Here is a 21,481-nt window from a genome sequence, read left to right as displayed (position 1 = left end):
AACCAGAACCAAAACCAGAGCCGAAACCAGAACCAAAACCAGAGCCGAAACCAGAGCCGAAACCAGAACCAAAACCAGAGCCGAAACCAGAACCAAAACCAGAGCCGAAGCCAGAACCGAAGCCAGAACCGAAGCCAGAGCCGAAACCAGAGCCGAAGCCAGATGGTAATAAAATTCCAGAGAAACCAACAGAAAAACCAGATGGCAATAAAGAGACAGAAACGCCAAATGGCAATAGAATTCCAGAGAAACCGATTGAAAAACCTACTACAAAACCAAACTTCTTTATTCCTAAACAAGAAGTAGTTCCAGAAGCTAAATATGTAGTAGTAGAGGATAAAAAGGTAACTTCAAATCCAGTAGATGTACCTAAACAAGACAATAAACCAAAAGCTGAAAGTATTGCTAAAGGTGAAATTAAATTTGTAGAGAATAATGGTGTAGTTGTTCCAATGAAGAATAAAGAAGATGATGTTGCTTTATCTGTGAATACTACCCTTAAAGATCTTGCAGATAATAAAGGTAACAAGGAAAAATTAAATACTTCCGATGAACAAGTAAAACAAGAAGAAGCAAAGCAAAATGAAGAGAAAAAAGAAGAAAATAAACCGGAAGAAGTAAAACAAGAAGAAGTAAAAACAGAGGATAAAAAAGAAGAGAAAAAAGATAAAGATAAAGATAAAGATAAAGATAAAGCCTCTAAGCAAAAAGAAAAAACTCTCTGAGGTGAAAGATGAACAAGGTGGCTTATCACCAATTGCGGTAGCTGGTGGAGTTGCTGCTGCTGGAGCTGTAGGTGTTGGTGCTGCTGCTGGAGTTAGTCCAACATTTAGAAGATCCATTCAAAATGGTTTAAGAAGATTGAAGGACCTATTTAGAAAATAATTATTTTAAAAGACTAGGATGAATAATCCTAGTCTTTTTTTTATTTCTCTAAGAACAAAAAAATTTGGGAGTTTTATGAGAGTTTTATGAGAGTTTCTTGATAGTTTCTTGGCAGGGAGGAGATTGGAATTGACGATATGATATTACCAGAAGCAAAACATGTGTGGAGAAGCGTCTACCTCCCTTATCAATGACGAACCGTGTATAGGTAAAAGATGTTTCGAAAAGTGTAACCATAAGAGAGGACACTTGGTTTCTGGATCGCACTAGTTTGCGACTACTTATATGGGGGATTTGGACTATTATTTTTAATGGTTTTACTAGGTTCGGTTTTTATCCTCTCTATCTTAGTGATTTAATAAACCATTAGTTTTATTCTTTTTTGAATTAATGATTTTTTATTTAGCAATGGATAATAAACATGTATGCAAGATATTGAATCGTTAATTGAAAGAGGTGTAGGACTAGTAAAGTAATACATCCAGTGTGAGTTTTTTGCATCCATTATGGATGTTTTTTTATTGAATTGTTAAGAGGGGGTGAAAAGAGTGGGTGAACAAAAAGGAGCGATTTTAATTATTGTAGTATGTCTAGTGATTTTTGGATTATGCGTAGGATTTGCGACAGGTGTGATCCAACCATTATTAAGTCAAATTGGTACAGGAATGAGCAACATGGTAAACAATGTGTTTAAAGCGATTCCAACGGCTGGTAAGTAGGAAATAGCAGGAATGAATTTAAAGGAGGTGAAATGAAGTGGGTGAACAAAAAGGAGCGATTTTAATCATTGTAGTATGTCTAGTGATCTTTGGATTATGCGTAGGATTTGCGACAGGTGTGATCCAGCCATTATTAAATCAAATTGGTACAGGAATGAGCAATATGGTAAGTAATGTATTCAAAGCAATTCCAACGGCTGGTAAGTAAATTAGTTGTTTTAATATAGGATGTGAAACGAAACATGAAAGTAAAGCATTGGCTAATGGTAATTGGTTTTTCGTTTCTTTTTGCTTTAAGTTTTTTTAGCAACCCTACATATGGGGCGGCATATTCGCCCTATCCTTCTCATAACGTTTCTCCTGGCGAGGTTGGAGGGAAAAAGCAAGATTGGAACAGTGGTAAAAAGCTAGTATACGATGTTTATAGTGGTGTGGATGGAAAACCTAGATGGCAAATCACAAATAGAGATTATGGCCGAGGAACACAACCTTATTTAGAATTTACAGGTTGGAGTGCGCTAGTAGGGTATCATGAGCATAATGCTTCCAATCAAGAAACGTATTTATGGGCGATAAATGAGAGAACAGGTAAAAGTTACATTTATCAAGCTGAAATGACGGACTTAGATGCCTCTAAGGACTTGGAGTACAACCGGCAAAACAGTACAGGGGAAGTTTATAATGCATGTCCACAAGGTACTTATAACAAAAGTAACGATGAGTGTAACATGTATTATCATAATGTAGGATTTGTTGCGCATATCCCTTTAAACGAACTATTTCCTAATGGAACTACTGAAGATTCATGGAATCTAAGGATTATTAAAAAGGTAGAAAATAATGTTGTTTGGGACTATTTAAAAGTACCATTTCAATTTAGTGATTTAGATTTCAGTCTTGGTAAAATTTCGTTAGATTCTGGTTTAAATGCAGCAACCTTATTTATGGCGAATGATGAAGTAGCAAGAAGACATTATCCCCGTCAAACAGGTTGGTCTGGTGGAAGATACTTTACTAGAAATGATAAATATCAAAGGGTCGCGCAAAATGAAGCGAATACTGTTGTATGGTATGGAGTAAGTTCTCCAGAAGAAGCTGGGCAAACAAGATGGGCTGGTAGTGCGTATTGGATATTTGGCGGTCAACCAGCTACATTATCCTATAAAATTGGTCAAAAAACTTGTCCAGATGGTTCCATTGTAAACTTGGATCAAACTTGCTCTATTAAAGTAGACATAAAGCATGTAGATGCTAAGTCTAATAAAATTTTAAGAGAAGACCATCATAAGATGAAGATAGGTTCAGATTATAGTTATACTCCAGAAAATAAAGGGGTATTTAAGGATTCACAAAATAATTCTTATGTTGCTGCGCCTTCAAACCAGCAATATAAAGGAAAAGCTCCAGAAAACAACTTGAGTTTTACTTTTACGTATAAGAGTTCTCTCACTGATCCAACTAGGATTGTAGAAATGGAAGGCTCTACAGAAGGAATGACAAAAGGTGATTATTTATGGGAGCTTAGACGTGTAGATCCATCTAAACCGAGCCAAATATATGCAAGTAGTAATTTTGAAATTACAGGTAAGCATTATTCGGTTAGAAATGTCTTAAATCGTATAAGTGCAAATGGTGTTTTTTCAGAACAAAGTGATAAACCAATGGCACTTTTATTAGATCTGAAAAACCTACAAAATAAGAATATACAATATGATTCTTCTTATGAATATACGAATCATTACAGTGAAAATTATATGTGTAAAGATCAACAAGGTAGTGATTGCTTTGATTGGGTCTACAAGGATACAACAGCCGTTTGGTCCGAACCATATAAAAAAGTATTTGATTTAGTTAAACATTATGGTGAAAACCTCCGACTTTTAGTAGATCCAAGTTTTGAAAAAATGTTCAATGTAACTGGCGCTAAAGATTTACAAAATATCACGGGCAATGGAGCGTCAGGTGAAAAGGGTGGCAATCTAATTGTAGGTAAAAAGAAAGCCATTGATATGAGTAAGGATAAAGCGAAAGTAGTCTTTAATAAAAATTACTACGAAAGATTTAAACAAGCTGCAACTTCAAAGGCTAAAGATGACAATAGTTTACCTACGCAATCATGGATTGATGTTTCACCTGGAACGATGGAATATGAAGTAGAATTACCTACTGATTCCCAAAAATCTAAGTCTTTCATGTATCAACGCAAAAATGGAGCGAATAGTTATTATTACACTGTTGATGTTGATAAGAATTTAAGAAGTACATATCAAAATCAAAGTCCCTATGCATATACGAAGTATGCATTGCCCCTTCAACTAGAGAATATGAAGGATAAGGGCTTATTGAATGATACAAAACGTAGCTATACTTTAAATTGGACCTCTGATTATTTCTTTGTTGGAAAACAAACAGGGTTTATTCAGCCGTTTCCTTATACAAAGTATTTACGTGATATGGAACAGGGAAAAGGAAAGTTACCATCAGCTGACGAGATTAAGAACATTGTAAATCAAGAAGCTAAAACCAATTATGAACAGCAAACAGGACAGAAATTCAATGATACACTCTTACATGCAGATTCTAATAGTAAGGATGGTTTGTATGGATCAAGAACAAATCTAAATCGTTACTACCTTCCTATTTCGTCTGATTCAGCTTTAAAAGTCAAACAACCCTATGAAAATAAGGTTTTGTTAGCAAATATGGGCTTAAATGATGCCACTTTAATATTTGGACAAAAATTTAATTTCGAGCGCTATTTAGTGGGAAGTGTTATTGACGATGCTTATGTAGTAGAGCAACATGATCCAACGGTAGAGATTTCATCATATCCACATCAAGTGAATGTGAAGAATAATCAACAATCTAAGATTAATGCGATTACAAAGGCCCACTCAGCAGAAAAATTGTTTGAGTTTAGAAAGACTGATACTTTAAGTTTGTATGAGCAATTGAAGAAAGTAATTAATTTAGGTATATAACTAAATTTATGTGTAAAAGACCATTTTCCTAAGGGAAACGGTCTTTTTTTATGAATTCATTGAAAGGAGGTGATATGAGTGACGGAATATCAAAACCACAATCCTTCAGTTCAAGAAGAAACACCGGTAAAGAAGCCGAAGGTGCAAAGGCCACCCACATTTAAAAAAATGGAAACAGCTGCGAAAAATATTTTGGCAGCGAAGGGTATTAGTTACTATGATTGGCTCCATGAAGCACATGAGAAGCTAGTTCAAGAAACAATGCTTGCAAATGTGGACTCAATTGGTTCACTAGTAAAATCTTAAAAAAAAGGGGTAGGAAAATTCAATGAATGAATTTATTTCAACGATTGGTAATTTTACAAACACAATTAAGCCAGTTGCGCCAGCATTAGCAGGTTTAATTTTAGTTATTATTGGTATTATTTACATGGTTTCAAAAGATCCACAGCGTAAAGAACAATGTACAGGCTGGATGGTCAATGTAGTAAAAGGATTTTGTATTGTATATCTTGGAATCGCTATTGTTTCTTGGTTATCAGGCCAAGTAGTAGGGTTCGGTTGATAAAGAGGTCGTATGACCTCTTTATATTTTTTTTATAAAAAAACGGAGGTGTCCAACTTATGTGTTTAGGAAATGGATTAAAGATTGATTTTTATCCCAATCATAGTATGGGAAATGGACTAATTGAAATTGTAGAAATTAAAGCAAATGGAGAAGAAAAACCATATACATATCATTTATGTAGTAATAAAGATGCGCAAGAATTTATTCGGAACGTTAGAGAGAAAAGAAGAAGTTTCTTAATTGCTCAAGATACTGGAACAAAAAGCTTTGAATTACTAGTAGATGGTGATAGACATGTAACATTCAGATATCCAGAGTGGAATACCATTAAAGAAATGGAAACACGTTTATTAAGTGTGCAGTGTAAAGTTAAATTTTCACTATTGCCAGGAGAGAATTTTAGGGAGTTAGTTGAAAAATACGTGGATACTGAATTTAATAGATTGTTTGGGGTAGAAGAAATTCTTTTCCGAGAACAAGAAATTGCGAAAGACAGTATTTTTGATTCTTATTTTAAGGATTTAGATAAAGAAGAGAACTTACAAGAGGATATTTACGATTTTCTCACATTAGAAGAATGGATGTATCAAAAAAATTTAATTAATGGGTGTGAAAAGTAAAGGAGGGAGTGATCTTGAGAGAAATAATTATTAAATTCTCAACGGAAGGTGAACGTTTTAGAGAACTTGATGAATCAAAGAGCTACTTTTTACAAGAAGCTGAAGAAATTATTTTTCAATTGCGCCATAAAGTAAAAAGTAGATCACAAGAGGTTCAACCGAAACGATTCGGATTATATTTAAACGGCAAATTCCTGCTTGATTCAAAAGTTTCCTTTTCTGATAAGAACTCAATAGAGCAGCAAATTAAAGATACTTTTCTGCGTACTGATGTATGGTCAGATGAAATAAAAAAACAGTATGTAAATATCTTAAGTAATTATGCAAAGGAAGAAAAACAAGCATTTCTTAATCAAGAATTTCGTTCGTTTATTTTTTTGAAGCGGGATTTATTTGAGAAAAAGGCAGATTTTTTATTTTCATTAAAACAATCAGAGAGATTGTTCAAAAGCGTATACGCAAAGATTTCGAATGGTTTCTTCTCACAGCTTGAGGATATCGTAGCCTCGATTTTTGATTCTTACGAGTATATTGTACACTATCATGATTTACTAAATGGGAATTATGAGGAAGTTAAAGGGAAAAAAGAAGAATGGTTTGGGAATGTGGAACATTTCGGGGATTTTGTGCGATTCGTAACCGCAAATTATTTTTCTATAAATCGTTCCAGGTTAAAAGCGATACAAACTAATAATCCATTATATCATTCGTTTCAAGATTATTTATTCGAATGGCGTGCTAAAACTGATTTTCAAGATTCACTAAAGGTCCATGAGGATATCAATCAGAAATTACAAAACAAATGGACGGAAGTACTGCTTAACGGATTAACATTTGTAAATGCTGAAAGTGTGGAAAAGTGGGTTATTGAGAAGGTATTAAGGGAATTCTTTGAAGAAGAAACAAAACGTGAAGGTTTATCAGAAGAGGAAAAACAATTTTGTGAGATAGCTGCTGGAACAGAAACTAGGTTTTAGGAGGTAGATTTTAATGACACGTTCAGAAGTTATTACTTATTCCTATCAAAATGTAGAGGAAGCTTTAGCGGCTGTTAACGCTCAGGATCAGGGGCGTTATTTTTTATGTACCTGTCCAGAATGTAATCAGCCCGAAGCTTTTATTTATAAAAATAATCCTCAATTTCTACAATGTAACCGTGAAAATGTGTGTGGTTCGTCCATTGTATTTGAGTATGAAGAGAATAAAAAGGTGAATGACTGGAAAGGGAAACAGAATATTAAAGATCCCGAAGTCACGCCAGAACAAAGAAAAGAAATAGATTTGGTAACTAAGTTATTAAAGCATATTCAATATAATACAGAAAATAAGAATCTTGAGAGTTTTAGGGGAATGAGTAGGAACACGACACAAGACTTTATTCTAGACTTGGAGAAAGAAAAGCTCGTGAAGAAAATGTTCGAAATCGCTCCTAATATTTTTTACTCGAAGAAGACGATGCAAAATGAAGGCAAAAAGATAAATTATTCTTCCATTCCAGATATGGTTAAAAGGAATATTGTGATGCCAATCTATGGTGATGGTGGCATGATTGACAGAATTTTATTACGGTCAACAATCGATTCGAATTTAGCTAAAAAGGAAATTCAATTACAAGTAAATCCAAAATCAAATGCGAAGGATTATTTTAAAGATATTCCAGAGAAGGCAACACATATTGTAATTGGAGAATCACCAATAGATGCATATTCCTTTCGTGAAATAGACGCCGATGTCGGTATATACGCTCTTACAGGATCACGAAAGTGGAGAAAGGTAATAGAAGATATAAAGAGTAATAAGGAAGCCTTACAAGATAAGGTATTTATTATAGCAACAGATAATGATAAGGCTGGAATTGAGGCTAATGAGAATATAAAGAAAGCATTGGAAGAAGAAAACTTAAATTATAGGTCATTTAAGTATCAATTAGAAGATGTAAAAGATACAAATGAATATCTTCAAAAAAATAGGCTGGAATTTAAAAAAGCTTATGAAGCCATTAAACATAATATGTGGGATAAAAACTTAATAGATGCACCAAAATTAGAGCAGAGATTAGTAATTAACCGTTTATATCGTTCGGATCAAGAAAGTATTGATCGTACACAATTTAAAGTTAGTTATGAAGGGGTAACACTTCATAACATTTCATTTGATAATCCACCAGGAAGCGTGAATATTCCAGGGCTAGAAGCTAATAAATTGCTTGTAGAAGTGGATAAAAGAATGGAAGGATTCTTAAAACATATTGCTCAAAAAGCACCGAAAAATCAAGATTATCAAGACATAGTAATCCCTACTAAAAACAGTAAACCAGCACAATTAAAGATGCTTTCTTATAAAAAAGAGAATGATATGACAAGGAAAGTCTCGTTTCAGATAGGTGAGATTATCGTTAGGGATGCAGAGGTTAATTCTTTACCAGGTGGTGAAGATCCTATGGTTTTTTATCCTCGACATTCTAATAGAACTACTTTAGTAACGGGAACTGAGGAATTTAATAGGGATTTAATTAAATTTGTGAAGCAATATGAAAAAAATATGGACAAACAGCCAATAGTGAAACAACGCTCTAACGAAAGTACTTTGGGGCGTTAGAAAGATAGGGGATGAAATACTATGGCAGTGCCATTTAAATACTTTTTCGTAATCGTAAGTGTTGCATGTATTATTTTAGCAGCCTCCATATTTGGTTTAAATCAAAACAGTAATACCAGGACCATTACAGAAGTAAAATCATTACTTTCAACAATGGCAGTAGGTCAATTAAGAGAATCACAAAAAATTGAACAAGATCCAACAGAATTAGTCGCTAATTTAGTATCAGAAGTGATTAAAGTTCAAAAGAATCATGGGAATGATATTCGAATTAGTTATGTATTTTTAAATCATGCTGAAAAACCAACGGAGAATTCGCATGAGATTGAAAGTGTTCAATTTAAAATTGAGCAATTAAATGAAGAGAAAGAAGTCCGTTCACAAGCCGAACAGAGATTATCTTTAAATAAGATATCAAATTAGTGAGGCGGAAAGGAGCTGTGACATGGGGGAGCTGAAAGGTTTTATTCTTTCATTGCTTTTATTTATATCTATTTTCTTACCCTTTCAATTATTTTTAAGCATTCAATCTATTCATCAAAATGCTTTTATGAAAGTAACCACTGAGATTCAGCAAATGGTTGATTCAGAGGGCGGCGTAACGCCAAAAATTCAAGGGGTAGCTAATAGATTACGTTCTAAAGGATATGAGCTGAATTTTAAGGATCAGAAGGGTGCTAATGTTTCTGGAAAACAGTCCGTTGGTACTGTTATCGAGATTCAGTATCGTTACAAATATATAAATGTATATCGTGAGCAAACGCTAGAAACGTCCAATTATGTTTCAGTATTAAGAAGATAGGAAAGGAGGGCGCTTGTGAAACAGTCAATAAATAAATTAGCCGAAACCAAAGTATTAATGTTGATTAGTATTTTGGTTTTATTTTTTAATTTTTTCTTTGCTAATTTCTTATTAGCATTTTTACAAAATGTATTAGTGGTTTTTAAAGCATTTGCTAATCAAAATATGCAAGCAATGGATCTATTCCACCTTTCGTGGGAGGATTGTTTCAATTTTCAACGTGATATCATTACCTTCTATATAGGTGCATATGCACTTACTCTCTTTGGATTATTAAAATTTTGCTACAGCATGAAAACAAATTACGCAACAATGAATGAGAATCAGCATGGTAGTGCGGAGTTTGAAGATCCAAAAGAATTAATGAAGCAATATAAGGTTGTACCAGGAAGTGACAAAGAGTACAAAGGGGGAAGTGGTGTAATTGTTTCTGCTCTCCAAAGAGGAAAGAAATATCAACTTATGCTAGATACTGGCCCAGTACATACAGCGGTTATCGGTATATCCCGTTCAGGTAAAGGGGAACGATACGTTTTTCCATCAGTTGATGTAATTTCTCGTGCAGAAGAAAAAGACTCCATGATCGTTAATGATCCTAAAGGTGAAATTGCTGCGGCAAGCTATGAAACTTTGAAAAAGAGAGGTTATGAAGTCTATATTTACAACTTAATGCAGCAAAAGAAATCAATGGGATTCAACCCACTTCAATTGGTTATTGAAGCATATAAAAAAGGGGATACTGCTTTAGCTCAACAGTATGCCAATAGTGTGACATTTTCCTTGTATCAAGATCCAAATGCTAAAGATCCATTTTGGAATAACTCTTCAATATCCCTAGTAACAGCTATTATTTTAGCTATTACAGCCGATTCTTTAAAAGTGGGAAAAGAAGAAAGAGTAAATATGTATTCTGTAGCCAATTTCCTTGCGACAAAGGGTAGTGATAATAATGAGGAAACAGGAGAAAATGCATTGGATATGTTTTTCCAAGCAAGAGATGAAAATGACCCAGCACGTATGATGTATGCAACGAGTAACTTTGCAGCTGGTAATACACGTTCTGGTATTTTTAGTAATGCAATGGCTAAACTGCAAATTTTCACATTAACGCCAAATGCAAAGTTAACATCGTATAATTCGCTAGATTTAACAAAGATTGGGTTTGGTGAAAAACCAGTAGCCATTTTTATGGTAACGCCTGATTTTGATAAATCAAATCATGTATTGGCTTCAATTTTTGTAAGTCAAGCCTATCGTGTGAATGCCGAAAAAGCAACAATGAGTGCAAGTGGAAAAATGAAAAGAAGAGTACAAGTATTACTTGATGAATTCGGTAATATGCCAGCTATTGATGGTATGGACGGTATGATTACGGTTGGTGCTGGTAAAGGTTTCCGCTTCCATTTAGTTTTACAAGCATATTCACAAGTTAAGAGTTTATATGGGGATGAAGCCGACACTATTATTGGTAACTGTTCGAACCAAATTTATATCTTAACAATGGATAAATCTACAGCAGAACACTATGCTGCCTTAATAGGGAAACAGACGATTCAAGACTATACTCGAAGTGGTAAATTCTTATCTACGGATAAGAGTACAAGTGAAAGTACAAAAGAACGTTATTTATTAATGCCTGATGAATTAATGCGATTACAGGAGGGTGAAAGTGTAGTCGTACGTGTAAATAAAAGGCAAGATAATAAGTTTGGAAAGATTGTACCAAAGCCAATTTATAATCGCAATGAAACGGCAGCTAAAGCTCGTTACGAGTATTTAAGTCATGATTTTGATAATTCAAAGTCAGTATTGAATTTACCAATTATTTCAGAACATGAAAACATCATCTTAGAAAATATTGTATATACTGCAAAATCAGAGACTGATAGTTATGTATTAATGAGAGATTTAATGCCGAAAGATGCCATTTTAGAGATAAAAGACACGATTAGGACGGAATTAGGAGATTATATTCATGATCGAGCTGATATTGCTTTAAGTATTGTAGAAACTCATTTTGATGAATTCACATTCCAACAATGTTTATCGTTCATTGTATATGCTTCCTACTTATCTTTAAAAACAAAAGTAGAATTAGTTGGTCAATTGAATCAGTATTTACCTAAATCAGTAATTGAATTATGGCGTGAAAGAGCAAAAAAATCTGATTGTTATGAGCCTCTAGAGGAAGAAGCGTTTCTTCAAGTAGAACAATTTGCAGAATACGAGGAACGTGAAGAACCTAGAGGACATGCAGAGTATGACGAAATTGATGTAAGAGATCAGTGGGCTACTGTTGCGAGCGATGGTTGGGATAACGTTTCAAATGATGATTAATATAAATGGGGGATATTAATATGAATATTAAAGAGAAATTAGAAACAGAAGAGATACAACAAGCAATTTATAAATTTGCTTTAGATGTTACGGAAAAGGATCAATCAGAATTTATACCAGAACAATTTGTATTAAATAAAGCTAATAGTGAGTATACGAAATTTGAGTTAAAGTCCAATGATCGTAGTAAACAGGAGCAAAGATATGTGATTGTTGAAGTTGATCATGAAACAGAAAACGTAAAAGTTTTTGAACAAAATATAGATAAAGATGAATTTGATACTAAGGGGAATTATTATGTGGGGAGGGGAAAATTAAGTGAAATTCTAAAAAAATATAATCTAAGTAAAGAGGATTATAAAGAATCTTTAGATGAAATTAATGAGGAAATTGAACAAAATCAATATAAAGAATTTTTTAAAGGGCAGGTATTAAGTAATATAGAAGAAAAAGAAACCGCAAAAGAGAAGTGGCAGTATAAGGAGCGTTTCAAAGCCGGAGTTCTAAAACTACTTAATGTAGAACCTAAAGAGCCTATGAAATATGTGAAAAAAGAAGATGATAAAGCCAATCATGATAAAAATGTAAAAGCAATGAAAGAGTTTGAGAAATCCCATTCTGTTGAAACAATATATCAACTTAGAAAAGAAGCATTTAAAGAGTTAAAAGAGTTGGATCTAACAGAATCTCAAAAAGAAAAATTAATAAAGTTAGAGAAAAATTTAGATAAACAAAAACAAGAATATGATAAAAACATAAATAAAACTAATTCTAGTAAAGAAATTAACGAAAAGAAAAATGAGAAACAGAAGAAAAAAAGTGTAGAAATGGAAAGATAGGAAGGGATAATTCCCTTCCTTTTATTATTTGTGGATTAAAAAGGAGTGAAAGAAGATGTTTGGAGAGATTTTGCGTGAAAAACATTTAGAAATGTATTTAGAATACTTTAATTTAAATAAAAAAGCATATCTGATTACAAAATGGATGTTAACTGTAGTAATTTTTATGGTTTATACATTAGTTGTAATGCTTACAAAGAAATATGTATTTTTCTTAGGATTACCGGTAGTTGTAATTGCTGCAAATAAATTTAACTATTTTAATTTAGTGCTACGCAATACAAATGCCAATATAGAGAAAACCTTTTTGTTTCCAGAGTTTTTGAGATATTTTTTAGGGTCATTAGGTACTTCTGGGAATGTTTATACAACATTAAAAGAAACTGCTCCTTATTTAAAAGGACCGATGCAAGCGCAATTAAATGTATTAGTTGAAAAGATAGAAAAGAGTAATGATCGTGAGCATTATATTGAATTTGCTGACTTTGTTGGAACAAGTGAAGCAAATATGGTTATGAGTATTATTTATGAATTTAGTGAGTATGGGGTAAAGAAGGAAGCTTTACAAGAGTTAGAAATGTTTATTGATCGTATTCAAGAAAATAAAATTAATGAGCTAGTTGATAAAAAAGTAGAAGCAATGGATATCTTTTCTGTGCCAGCCCTATTTTTAGCTGTAGGTTTTGTTGCTGGATTTGCAGGGATTATTTTTATCTATTATATGAATCAAATATCAAATGCCATTACATTTTAATTGAAGGGAAATGAAAAGTATGAATACCAAAACGCAAAAACAACAAAGGGTAGAAAAAATTTTAGCAGAAAGTTTTTTAAAATCATATCGAGAGGATAATGATATTACAGATATGAAATGGAATGGTTCTTTCTTGGTAATAGAGAATCGAGTGACTGGAAGATATAGACCTAAAAAGCAACCAACACAAGAAGAAGTAAAAAGTTTGATAAAACAAATTGCTGATATTCAAGGGGATGAATTCACGGAAAGTAATCCAATCTTAGATACTGCCTTTGGGAACTTGCGAGTGAATGCAATACATCCAGTTTGTGCGAATGGTGGTACATTCGCTATACGTGTGAGTAAACCACATTTAGCAATTCCTGATTTATCAGGACTAGTTAATAAAGATGTAGCAGTACTATTAGAATTATTAATGAAGGCAAGGGGTAATGTCACAATTAGTGGTGCAACAGGGACGGGAAAAACAGAGTTACAAAAGCTATTGGTAGGGTTTATGAATGATGATGATGCAATCTTTTTAATTGAGGATACTCCAGATAGTCACTTGAAGGAATTATACCCACATAAAGACATTAGTAGTTTAATAACCCTAACAGGTGATGATAGGGAGAAAAAGATAGATATATGGGATCTAAATAAAGCCGGGCTACGTAATAATCCAGATTGGATTTTAATTTCAGAAACTCGTGGCGTTGAGGCAGCTGGCGTATTAGATAGTGTAAAAACAAGTCATTCTATCATTACAACGCTCCATGCCAAGAGTGCAGCAGCTATTCCAAGTCGATATATTCCAATGATGAAACAAGCCCCATCGTATGCTAAATCGGATGATCTTACAATTGCAAGGGATATTGTAGAATTATTACCATATGGTATCCAAATGAGCAAAGAAAATGTCAATGGTAGCGTTGTACGTGAGATAAAGGAATTCGTAGAGTTCCTAGAATATAATGATAAAGGTCTGGTATATCGACACATATACCAGAAAGAAAATGAATGGAATCCAGAATTAGAAAAGTATGAAACCATTGAAAAGATACAACCCATTTCAGAACGGACGATAAAGCTGTTGAGGGATGCAAAGATTTATCATTTACTTCCAGATGTATTTAAGGAGAAAGTTGAAAAATAGGAGTTTCCTGAGAGTTTTATGACAGTATCCTGAGAGTTTGTTGATAGGATTGGGCTAAAAAAAGCTGATAACATGTTAATATCAAATAATTTAGGTGGGATAAATGATGAAAAGATTGGTCTTCATGTTATCAGCTATTATTGTAGTTTTTGGTGCTTTCATGGCTTTTGATACATATAAAAATGCACAAAAACAAAAAGTAAGTCCATATGGAAACAAACAAGTGTCTATGCAAACTTTAGATCAAGCAGAGAAAGATCCGTTTTACCAGAATATAATCTTACCAGCGCAATTGAAAGAAAATAAAAAAAATGGGCAGAATGAAGTGGTTTATTTTTTTAGTCCAGTATGTTCATATTGTGAGGCGCTAGAGCCTAACTTAAAGGATGCAGTAAAAAAATATGATAATACGAAGTTTAGTCTATATAATGCTTACGAGTTTCAAGAAGGCTGGCATGATTATGACCTAAAAGGAACGCCTACAATAATTCATTTTAAGGATGGTAAAGAGGTGAATAGATTAGTAGGATACCAGCCTAAAGAGGCTGTAAATCAATTCTTTGATGCAATTAATTGAGAATAAGTCTAGTACATGCAGCTGTAAATTTAGTAAACTATACTTATACGGATTTATAAATATACAGTTGGAGTGATTGGATTGAAAATCATGAAATTAAATTGGATTATTGCACTCGTAATTCTATCTATAATGGTTGTAAGTGGTTGTTCTAAAGATACAAATGGAACAAGTAGTGAATCTAATAAGAATGAGAAATCTGTTAGTTCTGGTGTAGTGGAAGTCTCTTATGATGAATTAATGAAATTAGTTAAACAAGAAAAGCCTGTATTTGTAATGATGGCTCATAATGATGACCTTCAAAATACAAATGCAAAACAAGTGTTAGATTATGATGCAAAACAATTAGAGAAAAAGGTATATCTCTTTTCTTGGAAAGATGCACCAAAAGATTTAGATTGGAGTCCTCTTGTATCGAATAAAACGAGAGAAGAATTCGAGAGTATAGGTATAACTGAACCTCAAAGTAGGTATTTAGTTTTTAAGGCTGGGAAAGAAGTTACTGGTTCAAGTACTATTTTTACTGGAAATACAAGACCTTTTGAAAAAGGCGAATTTAGCAATACCATTAAGAAGGCAATAGATAAATAATGATTTCGAGAACTTATTCTAAAGAATAGGTTCTTTTTTTATTAAAGGAGGTTTATAAAAGTGGCAAAATCAAAAAAGAAAAAAAAGTCTTTGTGGCAAGAAGCAAGATTACTATTTAGTGGATGGGCAATAGTAGGATGGTTAGCATTTTTATTTATGATGCATACAGGATATGTATACATAATTTTAAAGGATGTTCCAATAAGCATAATCGCAGGTGCTTTTGGTTCAGTAATATGGTTCTCTGCCTTTACTGTTGGAAATAAGAAAGTCAAAGTTTATCAATTTCAATTAAATGAGCTATTAAAGTATGCAACGAATATGTCTTTCTTTATGCAGTCGGGGAAAAATCCCTATTATAGCTTAATAGAAACAAAGAAAACATTAGATATTTCTATTCAAAAAGAAATTGATAAAACACTAGCTAAATTGGAAGAAGAGGCAAAATTAGATACAAAACACTTTGAAAAATATAATTTCCCAGCTTTGAATCAATTTCATAAAATTTTAAAGATTAAAGATGAAAAAGGTGGTTCAGCGAGGGAAATGTTTGGCCGAGTTATTAAAAGTATGAACTTTGAAATCTCAAAGCGTGATGATCTGCATCGTAAGAAGAAAGGGAAAGCAAAAACAATTTATATGATTATTGGTATGGTTGGCGCAATGCCAGTTATGCTAGATTTCATGACAGCTAATATATACGAACAGTTTTTATCAGTGAAAGGACCAGCTACTATACTGCTCCTTCTTTTTTATATAGTTATACTTTTCACTTGTAAATTCGCACAAAAGAATAAAAATGATATTTCAATTCGATTATAGAAAGAGGTGAATGCATTGAGTAAGGAAGAAATACTAACTCAATATCAAGATATATTAGATATAAACGGGATTGCGAGTAATATATTTCGTTGGTTAGGTCAGAAACTTCTGTTTATACTTCTTTATATAAATGAGGTTGTAGAAAAGGTAGTAATGCAAGTTATTACAGGTAATGATTTCTTTCAGTATTCGGGAATTAATGATCTAAGGAACGGAATGAGTATGGTAATATGGGCACTTTTGACCGTTACCATAATAGCAGTTGGTTACCAATTGATGTTCAATAAAATAGAAAAAAGAACAAATGTTATATTAAACGGATTACTTTCAATATTGTTTCTTGTAGGTGGACCGATTTTAATGGACAATCTGAATAAAATAGCGAGTGCTGGTGTGAAAGATTTACATGCAGCTCCTGGTTCAATAGGTATGAGCATTGTAAAAAGTAATTTAGCGGACCTTAACTTTTACGCTAAAGCAAAATTTGAATTGCCGAAGCCAAATGAAAAAAGAATTAATGGTGTCTCGGAAGAAAATATTAAATATATTGATTTCAATGAAACTGTAAATATGAAATTAGCCAGCGGTGCTGGAGAAGATGCCTTAAACAGTAGGTTAGTTCTTTCGTATGATAATAAGCTTGAAGCAGATAAGTTAGATAATGGTTGGTTTGATGTGTTTAAAGAAGCTTACTATAGATGGAGCATAAATTGGGGATCGGTATTAATCTCACTCATTGTGACTGCATTTGCTTTATTAATTAGCATAGTAAAAGTAGGTCGAATTATCTATGAATTGGCTTTTCATAATATATTTGGAGCACTAGTAGCCGCAACTGATATAAGCGGTGGTCAGAGATTAAAAAAGATAATAAATGAAATTTTTAGTTGCTATGCAGTTATTTTTTGTATGGCTTTACTTTTAAAAATATATTCCCTTTATATTGGATGGCTAGCTACAAAAGATTTTGGTTTTATGGGTTGGGGGAACGCATTACTTCTTCTCGCTGGCTCTTGGGCTGTAATAGATGGGCCAAATATTGTTGAACGTATACTTGGCATTGATGCAGGCTTACAAAGTGGCTGGAAGACCATGATGGGCGGCATGATGGCTGCAAAGGCTGGATTTGATGTTGCAAAAGCGACAGGGAAAATGGTGAAAAAAGGGGCAACAGGAACAGCAGGTATGATTAATAAGCTTAGAGGGAAAGAAGAGCCAGCAGGTCCACGGATGCCAGGTGTTGGAGATAATGATTTAAACAACTTTGATATGAAAAATGGTAATGATGATACTGGTGAGGATGGAGATGACGGTCCTCCACCTTCTGACGATGGGGGTGCAATTGATAGTCCTGACGATTCAGAAGAGAAAGATAAGAAAGCCCCAAAAGGTCGAGGTGGTGCAGAAGCAATACCAGGCACATCTTCAATCGGCAGTGGAAATAATAGAGATGTAAAAGGGAAGAATGGTTCCAACGTTAATCCTGGTGGATTTTCAACAAATGAGGAATCGTTATTTGATGGAGGGAAGTCTAATATTCCATTACCAATACCGGTTAAATCAAATATAGGTCCAAAATCAGCAGGATCAAAGGCAGGGGTTAAGAAACCTGCAAAGAACGGTGAAAAATCAATTGATAAGATTACACCAATGAAAAACCAATATGACGGACCGATAGGACCACATCCAGCAGGACCAAAAGCAGGAGTAGGCCAGTCCACAATGAACGGAGAAAAAGCAGAAAGTAAGATTACTCCAATGGAAAATCAATATGATGGACCGATAGGACCACATCCAGCAGGACCAAAAGCGGGAGTGGAACAGTCTACAATGAACGGACCAAAAGCAAATGGATCACAACCAACGATTCCAGGAACAGAACAAGGAGTTGCGGACGGACCAAAAGCAAATGGATCACAACCAGCGATTCCAGCAGCAGGACAAGGAGCTGTGGACGGACCAAAAGTAAATGGATCACAACCAGCGATTCCAGCAGCAGGACAAGGAGTTGCGAACGGACCAAAAGCAAATGGATCACAACCAGCGATTCCAGCAGCAGGACAAGGAGTTGCGAACGGACCAAAAGCAAATGGATCACAACCAGCGATTCCAGCAGCAGGACAAGGAGTTGCGAACGGACCAAAAGCAAATGGATCACAACCAGCGATTCCAGGAACAGGGCAAGGAGCTGCCAACGGACCAAAAGCAAATGGATCACAACCAGCGATTCCAGCAGCAGGACAAGGAGTTGCGAACGGACCAAAAGCAAATGGATCACAACCAGCGATTCCAGGAACAGGGCAAGGAGCTGCCAACGGACCAAAAGCAAATGGATCACAACCAGCGATTCCAGCAGCAGGACAAGGAGTTGCGAACGGACCAAAAGCAAATGGATCACAACCAGCGATTCCAGCAGCAGGACAAGGAGTTGCGAACGGACCAAAAGCAAATGGATCACAACCAGCGATTCCAGCAGCAGGACAAGGAGTTGCGAACGAACCAAAAGTAAATGGATCACAACCAGCGATTCCAGCAGCAGGACAAGGAGTTGCGAACGAACCAAAAGCAAATGAACCACAACCAGCGATTCCAGCAACGGGACAAGGGGCTGTGAGTGGACCAAAAGCAAATGGATCACAACCAGCGATTCCAGCAATGGGACAAGGAGCTGTAAACCAACCAAAAATACAGGCAGCGCCTGGTCAATCCGCACCAGCGCTACAGCGCTCAACACCGACAATGAGCCAGCCAGAACCAGCGGTACAAGGTTCAGTGCCAACAATGAGTCAACCAACACCGAAGGTACAAGGCTCAGCACCGACAGTGAGCCAACCAACACCGAAGGTACAAGACTCAGCACCAACAATGAGTCAACCAACACCGAAGGTACAAGGCTCAGCACCGACAGTGAGTCAACCAGCACCAAGTGTACAGGGTTCAGCACCGACAGTGAGCCAACCAGCACCAAGTGTACAAGGTTCAGTGCCAACAATAAGTCAACCAACACCAAAGGTACAGGGTTCAGCACCAACAGTGAGCCAATCCGCACCGAGTGTACAGGGTTCAATACCAACAGTGAGCCAACCAGCACCGAGTGTGCAAGGTTCAGCACCGACAGTGAGCCAATCCGCACCGAGTGTACAGGGTTCAATACCAACAGTGAGTCAACCAGCACCAAGTGTACAGGGTTCAGCACCGACAGTGAGCCAACCAGCACCAAGTATACAGGGTTCAGCACCGACAGTGAGCCAACCAGCACCAGCGGTACAAGGTTCAGCACCGACAGTGAGTCAACCAGCATCAGCGGGGCAAGGTTCAACACCAGCGATGGGTCAATCCGCACCAGCGCTACAGCGCACAACACCAACAGTGAATCAACCAGCACCAACGGTACAAGGTTCAGCACCGACAGTGAGTCAACCAGCATCAGCGGGGCAAGGTTCAACACCGACAGTGAGCCAGCCAGCACCAGCGGTAAAAGGCTCAACACCGACAATGAGTCAACCAGCACCGAGTGTACAAGGCTCAACACCAGCGATGGGTCAATCCGCACCAGCGCTACAGCGCACAACATCAACAGTGAATCAACCAGCACCAACGGTACAAGGTTCAGCACCGACAGTGAGTCAACCAGCATCAGCGGGGCAAGGTTCAACACCGACAGTGAGCCAGCCAGCACCAGCGGTAAAAGGCTCAACACCGACAATGAGTCAACCAGCACCGAGTGTACAAGGCTCAGCGCCAGTGATGGGTCAATCCGCACCAGCGCTACAGCGCACAACACCGACAGTGAGTCAACCAGCACCGAGTGTACAAGGCTCAGCACCAACAGTGAGCCAACCAGCACCGAGTGTACAAGGCTCAGCGCCAGCGATGGGTCAATCCGCACCAGCGCTACAGCGCACAACACCGACAGTGAGTCAACCAGCACCGAGTGTACAAGGCTCAGCACCGACAGTGAGCCAATCCGCACCGAGTGTACAGGGTTCAGCACCGACAGTTAGTCAAAAGAAAGTCGTTCAGCAAGAAAATAAGGTTATTCAAAAGACTGAGATTGTACAAGAGACAGAGGTAATTCAAAGAAATCATGTGAAGCAAGAAACAGGAAGTGTCTCACAAGAAAATAATAAGCAGACTGTATTACAAAGTGAACGTTTGGATGATAATGCTGAACAAAAGTTTAGCGTTCATGAAGATATGTAAGTACTAAATAATAGAAAGGTGAAGATGTAATTGAGTTATGAAATCCCTAAAGAGATAAAATCACCGATTAAATTAATTTTCTCATTGTATGCAAAGGATCTATCCATTATCGGCGTAGGAACATTGTTCCTATTAAATGTTGGAAGTGAATTTGTCCACAATTGGTTTACCATTCCCTACTATATTGTAGGGTTTGGTGCTTTACTTTTTATGGTTATGAGTTCTTCTACGAATCCAGGAAAACGAAATTATGTTGCTTTATATTTTTTAATTAAGCGTAATAAAACTACTTATCATCCTATTGATGCTAATGCGATAGAAAATGAATCTAAATACTCGAATGAAAATAAGGAGGAAAAGAGAAATGAGTACGGAGCCAAAATTAAATGATGCTGCAGGTGTTCCAACAATAGTTGTACCTGTAATAACAGATGAAGAAAAACCAGAGAAATTTGGTTTTTTTTCTAGAAAAAAGAAAGAAAAGAAACCGAAAAAGAATATAAAGAAGGAAAAAAAGAAAAAAACCAAAGGTTAGAGTGCCAAACCAAACGATAAGCATGCTTCCTTTTATACGGTATGAGGGGAATCATATTGTTCTAAAAAATGGAGTCATGGATATTTTACAAATTACAACTACTGATTTAAATACGCTAAATGAATCTGATGAAATGATGATGATTTATCAAAGGGTTAGGTTCATGCGGAGTTATGCGTATGATTATAAAGAAGTATCTTTAAATTTCCCTTCTAATACATCTATCCAACAAGAATATTGGAGGAAAAAAGAGAAGAAACGCAAGATCCTATTAATCACAAATATATTGATCGTAAATTATTTGAATTGAACTTTTTAGAAGAAAAGAGAACGGATAGAGAGTTTTTCCTATTTATCTATGGTAGTAATAAAGAACAATTATCAGAAAGGCGTAGAATGGCAGAGAACCATTTTAAAAATTCCTTTCCATTAGTAAGAATCACAAAAGAAAAGAAAATAGATGTGCTGTGTGTACTAAATAACCAAAATTCTAAATTGTAAGGAGGACTAAT

At 35.5% G+C, this 21,481-nt stretch carries 22 protein-coding genes and 1 pseudogene; all 23 read left to right on the top strand.

Features of this window, described 5'->3' with window-relative positions:
• Window positions 1-725, top strand: a pseudogene (locus MHI26_RS31260) (hypothetical protein); the annotation flags it as partial.
• Window position 726: 1 nt separating this feature from the next.
• Complete coding sequence (locus tag MHI26_RS31255; RefSeq protein WP_340994884.1) at window positions 727-885, top strand: hypothetical protein; 159 nt, start codon at window positions 727-729, stop codon at window positions 883-885.
• Window positions 886-1,433: 548 nt separating this feature from the next.
• On the top strand, window positions 1,434-1,604 hold the full coding sequence (locus MHI26_RS31250) for a hypothetical protein (RefSeq protein ID WP_164876590.1): 171 nt from the start codon (window positions 1,434-1,436) through the stop codon (window positions 1,602-1,604).
• A gap of 37 nt (window positions 1,605-1,641) precedes the next feature.
• Window positions 1,642-1,812, top strand: a complete 171-nt coding sequence (locus MHI26_RS31245; protein ID WP_176510574.1) for a hypothetical protein — start codon at window positions 1,642-1,644, stop codon at window positions 1,810-1,812.
• 34 nt (window positions 1,813-1,846) lie between these two features.
• Complete coding sequence (locus tag MHI26_RS31240) at window positions 1,847-4,585, top strand: hypothetical protein (protein ID WP_340809324.1); 2,739 nt, start codon at window positions 1,847-1,849, stop codon at window positions 4,583-4,585.
• Window positions 4,586-4,663: 78 nt separating this feature from the next.
• Entirely contained in the window at window positions 4,664-4,891 is a 228-nt protein-coding gene (locus MHI26_RS31235; protein ID WP_223838240.1) for a hypothetical protein, read from the top strand.
• A 22-nt stretch (window positions 4,892-4,913) separates the two neighbouring features.
• Window positions 4,914-5,150, top strand: coding sequence for a pilin (locus tag MHI26_RS31230; protein ID WP_061665800.1), 237 nt, complete (start codon window positions 4,914-4,916; stop codon window positions 5,148-5,150).
• Between the two features lie 59 nt (window positions 5,151-5,209).
• Window positions 5,210-5,773, top strand: coding sequence for a hypothetical protein (locus MHI26_RS31225; protein WP_061665801.1), 564 nt, complete (start codon window positions 5,210-5,212; stop codon window positions 5,771-5,773).
• Window positions 5,774-5,787: 14 nt separating this feature from the next.
• A complete protein-coding gene (locus MHI26_RS31220; RefSeq protein WP_061665802.1) occupies window positions 5,788-6,750 on the top strand; it encodes a hypothetical protein in 963 nt (320 codons plus the stop codon).
• 13 nt (window positions 6,751-6,763) lie between these two features.
• A complete protein-coding gene (locus MHI26_RS31215) occupies window positions 6,764-8,371 on the top strand; it encodes a toprim domain-containing protein (protein WP_061665803.1) in 1,608 nt (535 codons plus the stop codon).
• 21 nt (window positions 8,372-8,392) lie between these two features.
• Window positions 8,393-8,794: a hypothetical protein gene (locus MHI26_RS31210; protein ID WP_340809329.1), complete on the top strand. Its 402-nt coding sequence runs from the start codon at window positions 8,393-8,395 to the stop codon at window positions 8,792-8,794.
• Between the two features lie 22 nt (window positions 8,795-8,816).
• Window positions 8,817-9,173, top strand: a complete 357-nt coding sequence (locus tag MHI26_RS31205; RefSeq protein ID WP_061666003.1) for a hypothetical protein — start codon at window positions 8,817-8,819, stop codon at window positions 9,171-9,173.
• A 15-nt stretch (window positions 9,174-9,188) separates the two neighbouring features.
• Window positions 9,189-11,510 (top strand): VirD4-like conjugal transfer protein, CD1115 family, encoded by a 2,322-nt coding sequence (locus MHI26_RS31200; protein ID WP_340809330.1) that lies wholly within the window; start codon window positions 9,189-9,191, stop codon window positions 11,508-11,510.
• A 20-nt stretch (window positions 11,511-11,530) separates the two neighbouring features.
• Window positions 11,531-12,349: a hypothetical protein gene (locus MHI26_RS31195; RefSeq protein WP_061665745.1), complete on the top strand. Its 819-nt coding sequence runs from the start codon at window positions 11,531-11,533 to the stop codon at window positions 12,347-12,349.
• A gap of 55 nt (window positions 12,350-12,404) precedes the next feature.
• On the top strand, window positions 12,405-13,103 hold the full coding sequence (locus tag MHI26_RS31190; protein ID WP_061665746.1) for a hypothetical protein: 699 nt from the start codon (window positions 12,405-12,407) through the stop codon (window positions 13,101-13,103).
• A gap of 19 nt (window positions 13,104-13,122) precedes the next feature.
• The gene (locus MHI26_RS31185) at window positions 13,123-14,241 is read left to right on the top strand and encodes an ATPase, T2SS/T4P/T4SS family (protein WP_061665747.1); all 1,119 of its coding nucleotides are present in this window, start codon (window positions 13,123-13,125) and stop codon (window positions 14,239-14,241) included.
• A gap of 106 nt (window positions 14,242-14,347) precedes the next feature.
• Window positions 14,348-14,818 (top strand): thioredoxin family protein, encoded by a 471-nt coding sequence (locus MHI26_RS31180; protein WP_340994878.1) that lies wholly within the window; start codon window positions 14,348-14,350, stop codon window positions 14,816-14,818.
• A gap of 90 nt (window positions 14,819-14,908) precedes the next feature.
• Window positions 14,909-15,409, top strand: a complete 501-nt coding sequence (locus MHI26_RS31175) for a hypothetical protein (protein WP_340809347.1) — start codon at window positions 14,909-14,911, stop codon at window positions 15,407-15,409.
• Window positions 15,410-15,469: 60 nt separating this feature from the next.
• On the top strand, window positions 15,470-16,231 hold the full coding sequence (locus MHI26_RS31170) for a hypothetical protein (protein ID WP_340809331.1): 762 nt from the start codon (window positions 15,470-15,472) through the stop codon (window positions 16,229-16,231).
• A gap of 15 nt (window positions 16,232-16,246) precedes the next feature.
• Complete coding sequence (locus tag MHI26_RS31165; RefSeq protein WP_340994876.1) at window positions 16,247-20,434, top strand: pLS20_p028 family conjugation system transmembrane protein; 4,188 nt, start codon at window positions 16,247-16,249, stop codon at window positions 20,432-20,434.
• 30 nt (window positions 20,435-20,464) lie between these two features.
• Window positions 20,465-20,824 (top strand): DUF5592 family protein, encoded by a 360-nt coding sequence (locus MHI26_RS31160; RefSeq protein WP_079004580.1) that lies wholly within the window; start codon window positions 20,465-20,467, stop codon window positions 20,822-20,824.
• Window positions 20,799-20,969, top strand: coding sequence for a hypothetical protein (locus MHI26_RS31155; RefSeq protein WP_340994874.1), 171 nt, complete (start codon window positions 20,799-20,801; stop codon window positions 20,967-20,969). The genes MHI26_RS31160 and MHI26_RS31155 overlap by 26 nt, the downstream gene beginning before the upstream one ends.
• A 237-nt stretch (window positions 20,970-21,206) precedes the next feature.
• Entirely contained in the window at window positions 21,207-21,470 is a 264-nt protein-coding gene (locus MHI26_RS31150) for a hypothetical protein (protein ID WP_340994873.1), read from the top strand.
• The last annotated feature ends 11 nt before the right edge of the window (window positions 21,471-21,481 follow it).

Origin of the sequence: Bacillus sp. FSL K6-1218 (genome assembly GCF_038006445.1) — a bacterium.
In the GTDB taxonomy this organism is placed as follows: Bacteria; Bacillota; Bacilli; order Bacillales; family Bacillaceae_G; genus Bacillus_A; species Bacillus_A thuringiensis_S.
This window is presented reverse-complemented; position numbering and strand designations above follow the sequence as displayed.

Coding starts and splice junctions, on each gene's coding strand:
- MHI26_RS31240 (WP_340809324.1), top strand. CDS start 1,847: ATGAAAGTAAAGCATTGGCTAATGGTAATTGGTTTTTCGTTTCTTTTT.
- MHI26_RS31230 (WP_061665800.1), top strand. CDS start 4,914: ATGAATGAATTTATTTCAACGATTGGTAATTTTACAAACACAATTAAG.
- MHI26_RS31225 (WP_061665801.1), top strand. CDS start 5,210: ATGTGTTTAGGAAATGGATTAAAGATTGATTTTTATCCCAATCATAGT.
- MHI26_RS31215 (WP_061665803.1), top strand. CDS start 6,764: ATGACACGTTCAGAAGTTATTACTTATTCCTATCAAAATGTAGAGGAA.
- MHI26_RS31210 (WP_340809329.1), top strand. CDS start 8,393: ATGGCAGTGCCATTTAAATACTTTTTCGTAATCGTAAGTGTTGCATGT.
- MHI26_RS31205 (WP_061666003.1), top strand. CDS start 8,817: ATGGGGGAGCTGAAAGGTTTTATTCTTTCATTGCTTTTATTTATATCT.
- MHI26_RS31195 (WP_061665745.1), top strand. CDS start 11,531: ATGAATATTAAAGAGAAATTAGAAACAGAAGAGATACAACAAGCAATT.
- MHI26_RS31190 (WP_061665746.1), top strand. CDS start 12,405: ATGTTTGGAGAGATTTTGCGTGAAAAACATTTAGAAATGTATTTAGAA.
- MHI26_RS31185 (WP_061665747.1), top strand. CDS start 13,123: ATGAATACCAAAACGCAAAAACAACAAAGGGTAGAAAAAATTTTAGCA.
- MHI26_RS31180 (WP_340994878.1), top strand. CDS start 14,348: ATGAAAAGATTGGTCTTCATGTTATCAGCTATTATTGTAGTTTTTGGT.
- MHI26_RS31175 (WP_340809347.1), top strand. CDS start 14,909: ATGAAATTAAATTGGATTATTGCACTCGTAATTCTATCTATAATGGTT.
- MHI26_RS31155 (WP_340994874.1), top strand. CDS start 20,799: ATGAGTACGGAGCCAAAATTAAATGATGCTGCAGGTGTTCCAACAATA.